Source organism: Cupriavidus sp. 94F1, from assembly GCF_057798875.1.
Genome location: NZ_JBYOJT010000010.1, coordinates 131902 through 145855, shown reverse-complemented (window position 1 = coordinate 145855; position 13954 = coordinate 131902). Strand labels below are relative to the sequence as shown.

The 13954-nt window shown below is 65.6% G+C and carries 13 protein-coding genes; 8 read left to right on the top strand and 5 right to left on the bottom strand.

Annotation, left to right across the window (positions count from 1 at the left end; translation table 11 throughout):
- Positions 1-174 precede the first annotated feature (174 nt).
- The 3 genes from AC3FJ6_RS21820 to AC3FJ6_RS21810 all read left to right on the top strand — a co-directional run bounded on the left by AC3FJ6_RS21820 (position 175) and on the right by AC3FJ6_RS21810 (position 2472).
- A complete protein-coding gene (locus AC3FJ6_RS21820) occupies positions 175-477 on the top strand; it encodes a hypothetical protein (protein ID WP_488773707.1) in 303 nt (100 codons plus the stop codon).
- Positions 478-771: 294 nt separating this feature from the next.
- Positions 772-1848, top strand: coding sequence for an alpha/beta fold hydrolase (locus tag AC3FJ6_RS21815; protein ID WP_400394844.1), 1077 nt, complete (start codon positions 772-774; stop codon positions 1846-1848).
- Positions 1849-1992: 144 nt separating this feature from the next.
- Entirely contained in the window at positions 1993-2472 is a 480-nt protein-coding gene (locus AC3FJ6_RS21810) for a nuclear transport factor 2 family protein (protein WP_488773706.1), read from the top strand.
- Between the two features lie 80 nt (positions 2473-2552).
- On the opposite strand, the gene AC3FJ6_RS21805 is transcribed toward AC3FJ6_RS21810, so the two are convergent.
- A complete protein-coding gene (locus tag AC3FJ6_RS21805; RefSeq protein WP_488773705.1) occupies positions 2553-4298 on the bottom strand; it encodes a dipeptidase in 1746 nt (581 codons plus the stop codon).
- A gap of 236 nt (positions 4299-4534) precedes the next feature.
- On the opposite strand from AC3FJ6_RS21805, the gene AC3FJ6_RS21800 reads away from it, so the two are divergent.
- Both AC3FJ6_RS21800 and AC3FJ6_RS21795 read left to right on the top strand, forming a co-directional pair.
- Positions 4535-5269 (top strand): glutathione peroxidase, encoded by a 735-nt coding sequence (locus AC3FJ6_RS21800; protein ID WP_400394840.1) that lies wholly within the window; start codon positions 4535-4537, stop codon positions 5267-5269.
- Positions 5270-5480: 211 nt separating this feature from the next.
- Positions 5481-6887: a dihydrolipoyl dehydrogenase gene (locus AC3FJ6_RS21795; protein ID WP_488773704.1), complete on the top strand. Its 1407-nt coding sequence runs from the start codon at positions 5481-5483 to the stop codon at positions 6885-6887.
- A 58-nt stretch (positions 6888-6945) separates the two neighbouring features.
- On the opposite strand, the gene AC3FJ6_RS21790 is transcribed toward AC3FJ6_RS21795, so the two are convergent.
- Together AC3FJ6_RS21790 and clsB are read right to left on the bottom strand one after the other, a co-directional pair.
- A complete protein-coding gene (locus AC3FJ6_RS21790; protein ID WP_488773703.1) occupies positions 6946-7923 on the bottom strand; it encodes a lysylphosphatidylglycerol synthase domain-containing protein in 978 nt (325 codons plus the stop codon).
- Complete coding sequence (gene clsB, locus AC3FJ6_RS21785; protein WP_488773702.1) at positions 7920-9161, bottom strand: cardiolipin synthase ClsB; 1242 nt, start codon at positions 9159-9161, stop codon at positions 7920-7922. Before clsB ends, AC3FJ6_RS21790 begins: the two co-directional genes overlap by 4 nt.
- Positions 9162-9415: 254 nt before the next feature.
- On the opposite strand from clsB, the gene AC3FJ6_RS21780 reads away from it, so the two are divergent.
- Together AC3FJ6_RS21780 and AC3FJ6_RS21775 are read left to right on the top strand one after the other, a co-directional pair.
- Entirely contained in the window at positions 9416-10267 is an 852-nt protein-coding gene (locus tag AC3FJ6_RS21780) for a class II glutamine amidotransferase (protein WP_488773701.1), read from the top strand.
- A gap of 83 nt (positions 10268-10350) precedes the next feature.
- Complete coding sequence (locus tag AC3FJ6_RS21775) at positions 10351-10926, top strand: TetR/AcrR family transcriptional regulator (protein WP_488773700.1); 576 nt, start codon at positions 10351-10353, stop codon at positions 10924-10926.
- 32 nt (positions 10927-10958) lie between these two features.
- Here AC3FJ6_RS21775 and AC3FJ6_RS21770 read toward each other — a convergent pair whose 3' ends face one another.
- Complete coding sequence (locus AC3FJ6_RS21770) at positions 10959-11531, bottom strand: FkbM family methyltransferase (RefSeq protein ID WP_488773699.1); 573 nt, start codon at positions 11529-11531, stop codon at positions 10959-10961.
- A 323-nt stretch (positions 11532-11854) separates the two neighbouring features.
- Here AC3FJ6_RS21770 and AC3FJ6_RS21765 point away from each other — a divergent pair, with 323 nt between their 5' ends.
- A complete protein-coding gene (locus tag AC3FJ6_RS21765) occupies positions 11855-12997 on the top strand; it encodes an OpgC domain-containing protein (protein WP_488773698.1) in 1143 nt (380 codons plus the stop codon).
- Positions 12998-13012: 15 nt separating this feature from the next.
- Here AC3FJ6_RS21765 and AC3FJ6_RS21760 read toward each other — a convergent pair whose 3' ends face one another.
- On the bottom strand, positions 13013-13894 hold the full coding sequence (locus AC3FJ6_RS21760) for a LysR family transcriptional regulator (protein ID WP_488773697.1): 882 nt from the start codon (positions 13892-13894) through the stop codon (positions 13013-13015).
- Positions 13895-13954 lie beyond the last annotated feature (60 nt).

The window sequence follows — 13954 nt, the reverse complement described above, 5'->3', positions numbered from 1 at the left end:
CCCACGGGCGGGCACCGGGTTTTCCCCCGAAGCGGGCAAAAACCGGGACACCGGTCACGTACACGCTCGCCAGCGATTTCCGACAATGACTCCACGGATCGGCCAATGCCATTCCGGCCCACAGCCCTCCGTGCTGTTCTTCTGATTGGAGTTCGAAAGTTTGGAGTCGTCGAGATGTGTACGAAAGTTGCCAAGACCCTGCTTGCCGTTTCAGCCGTTTCCGCATTGACCATCGGCATTACCCAGACCGCCCACGCCGCGTGGAGCGAAGTTTTCGTTCCGTCGAATGGATCGACGCTGCACGCCAGCAAGTCATCGTGCCTGCGTGGCACGTTCGATCCCTATGCGGATGGCGCGCGAATGGGCCCGCGTGATGCCTTCAGCGATGGCGGCAACCGCATTGGTCCGCGCGACGCGTACACCGACGGCGCGCGCAGCGTCGGCGCCCAGGGAGACTGCGCGATGCGCGCGGCCTGACGTGCGCTAGCGCGCTGCGCCCGGCCGCGGCAGACCACCTGCCGCAGTGCCGGGCCTTTCAACTTCCGTCGCGGGACACCGCCCCTGGTGTACGGCATCCGGCGCACCCTCCATGCACCGCGTCTGGCCTTCCGCACATTGCGGGGCCGGCAGTCGGTCTTGATGTCGGCGCGCTGGAGATCGTTGTCTAAGATAGGTGAGTCGCCCGGCTCGGCCGGACGCGGTAAGCCGTTGCCGGGCGTTGCACGGCGGCGCGCCGCGTCTGCCGTATCCTGCCCCGTGCGCGACCCGCCCATGCCGATGCTCAAGCAGCAGATTCGCCTATGCACCAGCCCGGACCGTGTACGCCTGGCGTACGCCATCACGGGCAGCGGGCCGCCGCTGGTAAAGGCCGCCAACTGGATGAGCCACCTCGAGTTCGACGTTGGCAGCCCGGTGTGGAGCCATATGCTGTGCGCGCTGTCCGAGCAGCACACGCTGATCCGCTATGACGAGCGCGGCTGCGGCCTTTCCGATCGCCACGTGGAAGACCTGTCGTTCGACGCCTGGCTGCGCGACCTGGAAACCATCGTCGATGCCATGGCCGTTGAGCCGTTTGCGTTGCTGGGCATCTCGCAGGGGGCGTCGATCGCCGTGGCCTATGCCGTGGCGCATCCCGAGCGCGTCAGCCATCTGGTGCTGCACGGCGGCTACGCGCGGGGGCGGCTCAAGCGCAACCAGGGCGACGCCATGCGCGAAGAGGCCGATCTGATGATCCGGCTGGCCGAGATCGGCTGGGGTCAGGAAAATCCGGCGTTCCGGCAGTTCTTCACCACACAGTTCATTCCGGGCGGCACCGCCGAGCAGCACCGCTGGTTCAATGAACTGGAGCGTGTGTCCACGTCGCCGGTCAATGCCGCGCGCTTCATGCGCGTCTTTAACGAGATCGATGTAGTGGACCTGCTGCCGCGAGTCAGCTGCCCGACGCTGGTGATGCATGCCGTGCGCGATGCGCGCGTGCCGTTCGACGAAGGGCGGCTGATCGCCAGCATGATTCCCAACGCCCGCTTCGTGCCGCTTGACAGCGGGAACCACCTGCTGCTGGAAACCGAGCCGGCGTGGGACCGCTGGATCGAGGAAGTGCGCGCCTTCCTGCCGGCGCCTGCACCGTCCACCGACCCGGCGTTCGGCGCCCTGACGCGGCGCGAGCGCGACATCGTCGTGTTGATCGCGCAGGGCCGCGACAACGCGCAGATCGCCGCCCACCTGGGGCTGTGCGAAAAAACCGTGCGTAACCACATCACCAGCATTTTCTCGAAACTCGAGGTCGAGAATCGCTCGCAGGCGATTGTCCTGGCGCGCGAATCGGGGTTTGACCGGCAGCGTGTCTAGCGGCCCCCGATCGCGCACGAGCCGGGCGCTGCGACGAATTGCCGCTTGACATACAGGTCTGTCTATTCAACACTATGAGACAGATCTGTCTACATATGGATCCGATTGATTTCCAGGTTTTTCCGATTCCCAAGGAGCCTTCCCATGTCGAGCCAACCCGAAGTTCGTCCACCCCTGCCGCCGTTCACGCTGGAGACCGCCGCCGCCAAGGTGCGCGCGGCCGAAGACGGCTGGAACACGCGTGACCCCGATCGCGTGGCGCTGGCCTATACGGTCGACAGCGCCTGGCGCAACCGTGCCGAATTCGTAAACGGACGCGACGATATCGTGGCTTTCCTGACGCGCAAATGGCAGAAGGAACTCGACTATCGGCTGATCAAGGAGCTCTGGGCGCACGACGGCAACCGCATCGCGGTGCGCTTTGCGTACGAGTGGCACGACGACTCGGGCAACTGGTTCCGGTCGTACGGTAACGAGAACTGGGAATTCGACGAAAACGGCCTGATGCGCCGCCGGTTCGCGTGCATCAACGACGCACCGATCCGCGAGGCGGACCGCAAGTACCACTGGCCGCTGGGCCGCCGGCCCGATGATCATCCGGGCCTGAGCGATCTGGGCTTCTGAGGTGCCGCCGACCGGGAGCGCGCGGTGGTTGCCCTCTCCCGCCAGCGGGAGAGGGCGCCTTGCATCACGGCTTCATTGCATCACTGCATCTTCTGCAGGTTGCCCACGCGCACCAGCATCTCCGTGAACATCTGCATGTCCAGGTTCAGGTCGGAGACTTCCTTGTACTCCTTGGCGTTGTGCGCGGTGTACTTCTTGCCGGGCATGGCCGGGCCGAAGTTGATCGCGTTCGGCATGAGCTTGGCCGTCGTGCTGCCGGCCGTGGGCACCGGCCTGGCTTCGAGCCCGGTGGTGTCGCCGTAGATGTTCAGCAGCGTTGACAGCCACGCGCCCTTGGGGTCGCGGGCCATCCAGTCGCCCTGTTCGTGCTGGATCTCCAGCGCGGTGTGCGTCTGCGCAGCCCAGGCCTGGATGCGCTCGGCGATCTTCGCGCGCAGGGCGTCGGGCGTGGACCCGCGCGGCATGCGCACATTGGCCGTGACCTCGAGCTTGCCGTTGCGCTCGCGGATCAGCGTTGGCGACATCGTCAGCGGGCCCATGAAGTCGTCGCGATAGCCCACATCCATCTTCTCGCCCAGGTAGCCGGTGCCGTACAGGTCCGTCAGGTAGCGCGTGGCGCGTGCGTACTGGTTGTCCGCGAATGGCACGCCCGACGCCTGCAGGAACATCGCCAGGCGCGGTACGGGGTTCACGCCTTCTTCGGGGCGCGAGCCGTGGGCCGACGAGCCAGTGACCTTCACGTCGATGGCGTCGCCGCTGCGTGCGATGTCGATCGTGAACTTGCCCTGCGCGGCCTGCTGGGCGATGAACGCCGCCCGCGCCTGCTCAAGCGTGGCGGCCACGGCGTTCAGGTCGCCGCCGGTAATACGCGCGGTGGCCGTCTGCGGAATCGCGTTTGCCGATGCGGCGCCGGCCATCGCGACGATGGCCGCCTGCTTGCCATCGGCGGGCTGGTCCGGAAAGCGCACGGTCAGCGCGCCAGAGCCCTTTTCGGCCACCACGGCCGGGTACTTGCTGTCGAGCACGATGTTGTACTCGGGCAGGGCGGTCTTGTCGCGGTAGTACTTCATGCCGTCGCCGCCGGTTTCCTCGGTGGTCTCGATCATCAGGCGGATCGTGCGCGCCAGCGGCACGCCGCTTTCGCGCACGGTCTTCATGGCGAAGAGCGCCGCCGCAATCGATCCCTTGTCGTCGATGGTGCCGCGGCCGTAGAGGTAATCGCCCACGCGCGTGACCTGGAACGGATCGAGCTTCGTGCCGTCGTCGAGCACCCATTCGTCCGCCACCACGGGCACCACGTCGGCGTGCGTAAGGATGCCGAACGTCTCCTTGCCCTGGCCCGGCAGCGTCACCTCGAACACGCGGTTGTCCACGTTGCGGAACTGCAGGCCGAAGTCGTTCGCCATGCGCTCGACGAGCTTGCCGAACGCGACGATGGCAGGGTTTTCGTGCTGCGGCACCTTGTCGTCGCGCACGGTGCGCAGCGCCACCATTTCGGTGATGCTGTCCAGCACCGCCTGCTGGTTGTGCACGCGGTTGTAGACGCCCAGCAGGCGCCCGATGTTGACCAGGTCGTCGCCCTTGAGCGGCCGCCTGGCCCGGTAGGCGCGCACCGAAGCAGCGAGCTTCGGATCGGCCTTGACGGCAGTGTCCAGGAACGCGCCGAAGCTGGCGGGCGGGGTGGCCGTGGCGCTGGCCACCAGCTGGTCGAGTTCCGGTTTGGCCAGCGTGGCCGCCGTGGCGCTGGTGGCGCTCGTGGCGCCGAGGGCGAACAGGGTGGCGGCCAGCAGGGTCGCGGCGGGTAGCCGGATGGGCAGGCGAGTCATGGAGCGGTTGTCCCTTCATGGTTTTTGTGTGCCCGCATGATAACGACGCCGCTGTGGGAGCGGAAGCATTCCAAACCGTGCTCGATAGTCAAAAGCAATCGGATTCCTACGATTGATCATAGAAATTCTCAATCGGCTCGGTTGAGACAATGAATTTTACGGATCACATTCAGACCGCGACAATCCACTCCATCGCCACAACACGTGGCGCCTAACTCACCCAAGGAGTGATTTCGATGCTGCAATCCCGTGAAGGCCAACGCGTTCCCAATGTGACGTTTCGTGTGCGTGACAACAACGAGTGGAAGGACGTGACCACGGCCGAACTGTTCAACGGCAAGACCGTTGCCGTGTTCTCGCTGCCGGGTGCCTTCACCCCGACGTGTTCGTCGACCCACCTGCCGCGCTACAACGAGCTGGCCCCGGCGTTCCGCGCTGCCGGCGTGGACGCGATCCTGTGTGTGTCGGTCAACGACACCTTCGTGATGAACGAGTGGGCCAAGGACCAGGAGTCCGAGAACATCGTGATGATCCCCGACGGCAACGGCGAGTTCACCGACGGCATGGGCATGCTGGTGGACAAGGCCGACCTGGGCTTTGGCAAGCGCAGCTGGCGCTATTCGATGGTTGTGAAAGACGGCGTGGTGGACAAGATGTTCATCGAGCCGGAAGAACCGGGCGACCCGTTCAAGGTGTCCGATGCCGACACGATGCTGAACTACATCGCGCCGAACGCGAAGCGTCCCGACCAGGTGGTGGTGTTCTCGAAGGTGGGCTGCTCGCATTGCGCAAAGGCCAAGCAACTGCTGCAGGACAAGGGCTACGAGTACATCGACGTGCCGCTGGACAACAAGATCCGCGGCAAGGTGCTGGGCGCCATGTCCGGCGAGATGACCGCGCCGCAGGTGTTCATCAACGGCAAGCTCGTTGGCGGTGCCGCCGCGCTGGAACAGTACCTGGCGGCCGCCTGATCCTCCCGCCCGGGCCCGGCTCCCCCGGCCGGTGTCCTGGGCACCTTTTGTCGCCCCCCGCAACGCCCCCGCAACCTTCCGCCGGCCAGCCGGCGGCGGTGCGGGCCGGCAGTCGCCGGACCCGATGGCATCGCCCTGGCCGCGCCATGGCAGGACGGTGTCATCCCATCCGCCGATTGATGCAAAGCAGACTCACGAACAGGAAACGCACATGAAAACGATTCAGACCGACGTGGCAGTGATTGGCGCAGGAACCGCCGGGCTGGCAGCGTATCGCGCGGCCATCGCCGCGGGCAAGCGTGCCGTGGTCATCGAGGGCGGCGCCTATGGCACCACCTGCGCCCGTGTGGGCTGCATGCCGTCGAAGTTGCTGATCGCGGCGGCCGAGGCGGCCCACGAGGCCCGCCATACCGCCGCATTCGGGGTGCACGTGGACGGGCAGGTCCGCATCGACGGCCGCCAGGTCATGGACCGCGTACGCAGCGAGCGTGACCGCTTCGTGGGCTTTGTGGTGCGCGGCGTCGACAACATTCCCGAGGAAGACCGCCTGCGCGGCTATGCACAGTTCATCGACAACACGGTGCTGCAGGTGGGCGCCAATACCGTGGTGCGGGCCAGCCGCGTGGTGATCGCCACCGGATCGCGTCCGGCCGTGCCGCCGTCGTTCACGGTGTTCGGTGACCGTCTGATCATCAACGACGACGTATTCTCGTGGCAGGACCTGCCTGCCAGCGTGGCCGTGTTCGGCCCCGGCGTGATCGGGCTGGAACTGGGGCAGGCGCTGTCCCGGCTGGGCGTGCGGGTGCGCGTGTTCGGCGTCGGCGGTGGCGTGGGCCCGTTGTCCGATCCCGAAATCCGGGCTTACGCGGCCAGGACGTTCGATGCGGAATTCCCGCTGCTGCCCGATGCCAACGTGACCGATATGCGCCGCGAGGGCGACGAAGCGGTGATCACGTTCCGGGGCGAGGACGGCAAGCCGGTGACCGAGCGTTTTGCGTACGTGCTGGCTGCCACCGGACGTCGGCCGAACGTCGACAACCTGGCGTTGGAAAACACGGCGCTGGCACTGGATGCCCGCGGCGTGCCGGTGTTCGATCCGGTCACGCTGCAGTGTGGCGATGCGGCGGTGTTCATTGCCGGTGACGCCAACAACGTCCTGCCGCTGCTGCACGAGGCGGCCGATGAGGGCCGGATCGCCGGCGAGAACGCCGCGCACTGGCCGAACCTGCGTCCGCTGGCGCGCCGGGCGCCGATTGCCGTGGTGTTCTCCGATCCGCAAATCGCCATGGTGGGCAAGCGCCATGCGGACCTGATCCAGGGTCGCTTCGTGACCGGTGAAGTCAGCTTCGAGGATCAGGGCCGTAGCCGTGTGATGCTGAAGAACCGGGGGCTGATGCACATTTATGCCGACCGGGCCACGGGCCGCTTCCTGGGTGCCGAATGGATCGGCCCGCGCGCCGAGAATATCGCGCATCTGCTGGCCTGGGCGTACCAGCAGAACCTGACAATCTCGCAGATGCTGGCCATGCCGTTCTATCACCCGGTGGTGGAAGAGGGCCTGCGTACCGCGCTGCGCGATGCGGAGGCCAAGCTGACGCAACTGAAGGTGGCAGCCTGAGGCCTGCAGATTGATGACCGAAGGGCGGGTGGCGCAGGCGCGCTGCCCGCCTTTTTTCCTATCCAGCCTGCGCGCGGCGGGCGGCCCGCGCGCCGCGCAGTTCCATCCAGGCATAGGCCGACGTGGCGAATACCATGGGCAGCAGGTAGTACAGCGCGCGGTAGGCGATCAGGGCGGCCACCACGATGTGCTCCGGCGCAACGGGGCGCAGCAGCACCACGAATACGCTTTCCAGCACGCCGATGCCGGCCGGGATGTGCGCCAGCGCGCCCGCCACCGCACCCACCAGCAGGGCGGCCAGCGCCTGGGGCAGGCTGACCGCCTTGGGCAGCAGCAGATCGATGATGCACGCCAGCACGATCCAGTTGGTGATCGACAGCACGTTCTGCAGCAGCGCAAAGCGGAAACCGGGCAACCGGAACACATGCCGGCCGAACCGCACACTGCGCGTCCTGGCCTTGGCGCAGGCCAGCCAGTACAACAGGCCGCACGCCAGCATGGCCGCGCCCACGGCGCGCAGCATCCATGGCGTGATGCCCCACTCCGCCGGCAGCGGCGGGGGTGCCAGCGTCAGCACCGCGCCGGCCAGCAGCATGTAGCCTGTCCAGTTGGTGATGATGGCGATGGTGTAGATGCCGGCCACCTGGGACCCGCTGACATTGGCGCGCGAGTAGAGCCGCAGCCGCATGCCCAGCCCGCCCACCATCGCCCCGACGTTGAGGTTGAAGACATAGGCGATGAAGGCGATCAGCATGACGCGTGGCGTGGACAGGTGATGCCCGGTATAGCGGCGGCCCAGCAGGTCGAACGAGGCATGCAGCGAGAAGCTGACGCAGGCCAGCCCGAGCACCGGCAGCAGCGTTGCGGCGTCGTACTGCTTCAGCGCCTGCAGGACCTGCGCCCAATCGACGCCACTGAGGCTCCGGTAAATCAGGTAGATCACCACCGCCACGAACACCAGCCCCGCCACGCGCTTGACGATGGACCATCGGACATTGCGCCGCAGGCTTCGGCGCAGGTTGGCGGCGGTTGTCATGGGCCGTCCTGCTGCGTCTGACGCACCATTGGCTCTGGCGATTGGGTGTCCGGTACTGGCACCGGCGACACGATTTTCGGCGTGTGCGCCGGCAACCAACCGGCCCATGCCGGAAACTTGCGCAGGAAATGGAAGATCAGCGGCGTGGCGATGCCATGCCACCACGCGCCGCGCGGCGTCGATGGGGCGCCGACCTCGGAGCAGCGCGCGGCCATCAGGTTGCGCAGGTTGTCCCTCAGCGATGCCACGAACGCGGTGTCGCGGATCACAAGGTTGGCTTCGAGGTTCAGCGACAGGCTCAGCGGGTCGAGGTTGCTCGATCCCACGGTGGCCCAATCGTCGTCCACCACGGCCACCTTGCTGTGGTTGGGCCGCTCGCAGTACTCGAAAATGCGCACGCCCGATTCGCGCAGGTGCGCGTACAGCATGTCCACGGTGCGCTTGACCCATAGCATGTCTGGCCGGCCCTGCAGCACCAGGCGCACATCGACGCCCCGCTGCGCGGCGTTGCAGATCGCCTGCAGCAGCCGGTATCCCGGCAGGAAATAGGCATTGGCGATCACGATCTGGTGTCGCGCCGCGCGAATGGCCGTCAGATATTGCTGCTCGATGTTATTGCGGTGTGCCTGGTTGTCGCGTGTGACAAAGAGTACGGAGCCGGGCGCGGCGCGATCGGTGGGGTGCGGCGGGGGCGCCCGCCGGATGGGCGCGCGAAGCTGCCTGGCGGGCCGGTCGCCGCTGGCTTCGCGCATGAATTCGTGAATGATGCGGGCAGCCGGGCCCTGTACCTCGACGGCATAGTCCTGCTTGGCGGACGGGCTGGCCTGCACCAGGTGCTCGACGGACAAGTTGATGCCGCCCACGAAGGCCAGTTCGCCGTCGATGGCGACCAGTTTGCGATGCAGCCGCCGGAAGAGATTGGTCCGCTTGCCCAGCAGCCGGCGCCCCGGCGCGAACACGCGCACCACGACGCCGGCTTCGGCCAGCCTCGCAAGGTAGTCGGGCGACAGGTCGGCCGAGCCGAAGCCGTCCACGGTCATGCCGACCGCGACGCCACGGCGCGCGGCCGCCGCCAGCGCATCGGCGAGCTGCCTCCCGACATCGTCCTCGAACAGGATGAACGTTTCCAGCAGCACGCTATGGCGCGCCGCCCCGATGGCCGCGATCAGGCGCGGGAAGTATTCGTCGCCGTTTTCCAGCAACTGCAGGCGGTTTCCGGTGGTCCATGCGTGCTCCATTTCGGGCATGTAGCACGAAAGGTGCCCGGCGACGGATCGGGGGCAGGCAGCGCGCCAGTGGCCGCGAAGCGTGATGTATTGGATATATTTGGGGCGCGTGGCATGGCCGAATCGAAACGCGATCCCGGGCAGCCGATGTAGGAATTGCCACAGGCCGCCACAGGACGGCCCCCCAATTGCGCCGTAACAGCATCCTGGCGGACCACTTGCTATGCTGAAGTGGATATCCCGACTGACAGACTGGAGGAGGCATCATGTGCCGCTGGCTGGCCTATTCGGGCCGTTCCGTTCCGATGGAGGCAGTCCTGTTTCAGCCCGAGCATTCGCTGATCGACCAGAGCCTGAATTCCCGCCTCGGCCATACCACGACCAATGGCGACGGCTTCGGGGTCGGCTGGTACGGGCGGCATTCCGAGCTGCCGTTCCGCTATCGGTGCCTGCACCCAGCCTGGAGCGACACCAACCTGCGCGAGGCCGCGCGGGCGGTACGGGCGCCGCTGTTTGTGGCACATATACGGGCCGCCACAGGCACGCCGACCCAGGAAACCAACTGTCACCCGTTCCGGTTTGGGCGCTGGCTGTTTGCCCACAACGGGCTCATCCGCGACTACCCGCTGGTGCGGCGGGACCTGATGATGTCCGTGGCGCCGCATCTGTTCCGGTGGATCGAGGGCTCGACCGATTCCGAGGTGATGTTCTTCCTGGCACTGACATTCGGCCTGGAGCGCGATCCGCAGGGGGCGCTCGAGCAGATGGTGGGGCTGATCGAGTCGGTCGGGCATCGCCACGATATCGAGCACCCCATCAACATGACCGTCTGCGTGACCGACGGGCAGCAGATCGTGGCGGCGCGTTATTCGAGCGAACGCGATTCAAGGTCGCTGTTCCACAGTACGTCGTTTCGCCAGTTGCGGGCGCTCTATCCCGATGACCCGCGCATCATCGCTGCCGGGGACGACGCCTTCCTGGTGCTGTCCGAGCCGCTGATCGACGTGCAGGGCGTGTGGGAAGAAATTCCGGAATCGACCATGCTGGTGGCGCGTCGCGGCGATATCCAGCAGCGTTGTTTCACGCCGCGGTTGCCCGACCGGGACGGGGTGGGGTGACTGGACCGAGGCGAGTACGCTGCCTCGGAGACAGACCTGTCTACTATAATGGCAGTGTTTTTCGCTGAAGCCCGTACCTCGCCATGGCCACCCCTTCCGCTCGCGACCGCATTCTCGACACCGCCGCACGCCTGTTTTATCGCGATGGCTACCGTGCCACCGGCATCGACCGCATCATTGCGGAATCGGGCGTGGCCAAAATGTCGTTATATCGGCACTTTGCGTCGAAGAACGATCTGATCTTCGAATATCTGCAGCGCCGGCACGACGTCTGGATGGCGTGGTTTGAAACGGGTGTGCGACGCCGGCTGGCAGCGCGGCCCAATCTGGACGTGATGGCCGATACGCTGGGCGAGTGGTTCGAGGGTGACGATTTTCGCGGCTGCGCCTTTATCAATATGGTGGCGGAATCGGGCGGCGGTGCCGGCGACGATCCCCGGCTACTGGAGCAGGCGGTGTCGCACAAGGCGTCGTTGCAGGGTTTTGTCCGAGGCATCGCCAGGGAACTGGGACTCGATCAGCCGGAGGCGGTCGCCGAAGAGGCGATTATCTGTATCGAAGGGATGATCGTGCGCGCGCAGACCACCCATGACACAGCCGTGGTGCGCGCGGGGCGGCACACGCTTGCCCGATTGCATGCGGCATTTACCGGGTCATGAGGCATGACGCCAGTCCTCGGGGTCAAAACACGTTAGCCACGCCGGAAATACACTTCGGTACCGACCTCGCGCGAGGTTTCGTCATGCACCAAGTCATAAACGGGGCTGAGCATTCTTCTGATGGTTTCGGCATCGCGCAGGCTGTGATGCTCGAGCATGATGACCTGGGTATTTTCGAGATTCAGATGCGACAGAATCTCGACTTCAGATCCCTCGGTGTCGATTTTCACCAGATCGCAGGATGGCAGGCCGCTGGCCGCCACACATTGGACGCGAATGGTCTGGTTTGTCATGCGCGCGCCTTTTGAAAATCCGCCCGTGACAAACATGTCCCCCACGTGAATATCGTCCTCGCCGGCTGTGGCGCGCACTGCGCTGGGAGAAATATGGCACCAGGCGCCATCGACGTTTTCACGCAGCTTTTCCACGTTGAATGGCATGGGTTCATAGCAGAATACGGTGGCCGATGGCCATTCGCGGTGGGCGCGGAGTGCGAATGCGCCAATATTCGCGCCGATATCGAGCACGGTGTGCGGGGTCGTCCGAATCGGGACAACAAAATAGTCGTTGACCTCGTCATGAAGCCATTGCGGAATCGTGCTCATGGTGTCGCGCCCCTATTCTGGACAAGGATGGGAAAAGCAGCGCGAATTATAGGCAAGATTCCTGTGGAAATCGCCATGCGGCGTTTTGGTGAATCCCGTTTTCGTAAAACTGCTATTTGATAATAGAAAATCTACGAAATAATCATCGAAATATCTGACCGTTTTGCTGAAATCAACGGCTGCCGCGTTTATCACGTATCGTAACTTTGCGAAACACTGTTCTTACAGGTAAACCCTGGGATCACGGTAAGATGCCACCCGTGATTGCCGCGTGGCGCCTCCCGGGCCGCAGGCAAGCCTTGGGATGTACGCCTGTGAACGCAGTGAACAACAATCAGCGGCGCACCGAGATCGACCTCATTCGCGGCATCGCGCTGCTCTTCATCGTGGTCGATCATGTCAACGGCAGTGTGCTGGCCGACTACACGATCCGGAATTTCCAGCTTTTCGACGCCGCCGAGGTGTTCGTCTTCCTGGCCGGCTGCTCGGCCGGCGCCGCCTATCTGGCCATGGAAGCGCGCGACGGTGCCAGCGCGGCGCGCAAGCGGCTGCGCCGCCGCAGCTGGGAGATCTACAAGGCATTCGTGCTGACCGGCGTGCTGATGCTGCTGTTCGGCTTTGTGCTGGCGATGTGCAAGATCCCCGCGCCGGCCGTGCGCGCGACCGAGGCGCTCGATTTCATGGCGCAGCCGCTGGCCACGCTGCTGCAGGTCTTCGCGCTGGCGCGCCAGCCGTTCGTGTCCGATGTGCTGCCGATGTACGCCGTGTTCATCGGCATTGCGCCGCTGGCCATCCGCTGGGCGCGCGCGCAGCCGCTGGCGTTTATCTGCGGCAGCGTGGCGCTCTGGATCATGTCGCCTACGCTGCTGCCGCTCTTGCCCAGCAGCGAGCCGCGCGGCTGGAGCTTCAACCCGTTTGCCTGGCAGCTGATGTTCGCCCTGGGTCTGCTGGCGCGGCTGCGTCCCGACTTCGTCCTGCCACAGCAGACCATCGTGCGCCGTGCCTTTACGGCCGGCGCCGTGGTGGTGGCGCTGCTCTGCATGGGCGCCGCCTACCTGTGGATGCGTCCGCACCTGTATGAGTCCTGGCTACCGGCATGGATCCCTACGATGGCGTTCCCGCTGCCCAAGCAGAGCCTGGCCGCGCTGCGCGTGGTCAGCTTCCTGGGTCTGGCATGGCTGGTGTACCTGGCCGTGCGCGCCGGGTGGATCGCGCGGATGGCCCGCTTCATGGGCCCCGTCGTGCAGATCGGCCGCCACAGCCTGTTCTGCTTCGTGCTGGGCGCCGTGGTGTCGGTGGGCATCGAAGGTCTGACCTATGGCTTCGCGGGTGGGCGCCCGACGCGGCCCGTGGCCCTGACGGGCGACCTTATCGCGGTGGCGGTGCTGCTGCTGGTGGGCGGCTGGTATGGCCGCCGCAAGGAAGCCCGGAAGGTCGCGGCCAGGTCGAAGATGGTGTCGGCCTAGGCCCTGTTTCGCTGGCTACGGGCGGGCCTGGCTGCGCACCCAGGCAATGGCGCGCGCCAGTTGCGGCGAGGTATCGCCGGCCCGGTAGCTCATGATCACGGGCGAGATGAAGCCGGGGGCGTCGATGGGCACGTAGCGCACGTCGTCGCGATGCAGCCGCTGCACCGACGCCGGCACCAGCGTGATGCCCAGGCCCGCCGCCACGAGGCCCAGCGCGGTCTGCAGTTCGTTGGCTTCCTGCACCACGCGTGGTTGCAGGCCCTGCGCGCGGAACAGCGACAGCACGTGATCGGCGTAGCTGGGGCGCGGTCGGGCGGGATAGAGGATCAGCGGCTGGCGCGCCAGATCGGCCGCATCGAACGGCGCGGCCGGGGGCGGGGCGGTGACCGGCATGGCGGCGACCAGTGTCTCGGCCATCACCACCTGCTGGACGATGGCCGTGTCGTTGAAGGTGAGCCGGCCGAACGCCAGGTCGATGCGGCCGGACTTGAGCGCCTCAAGCTGCTGGACCGTGATCATTTCCGTCAGGCCGACTTCCACCTCGCTGTCATCGCCGCGCAACTCGCGGATCAGCTCCGGCAGTACGCCATAAAGCACCGACGGCACAAAGCCGATGCCGAACCAGCGCTTTTCGTTGCGGCCGATGCGGCGCGTGCCTTCCAGCGTTTCTTCCAGCCGCTGCGTCAGTTGCAGCGATTGCTCCAGCAGGAAGCGGCCCGCCTCGGTCAGCTTCAGGCCACGGCCCACGCGGTCGAACAGCGCCACGCCCACTTCTTCCTCGAACTGACGGATCTGCCGCGACAGCGGCGGCTGGGCCATATGCAGCTTTTCTGCCGCACGCGTCACATTCAGTTCCTGGGCGACGGTCTGGAAATAGCGGAGGTGGCGGAGTTCCATGGCGGAGGAGGGGATACGTCGATGCATACCCATCAGGTATGGATCGAGACATCTTCGGTC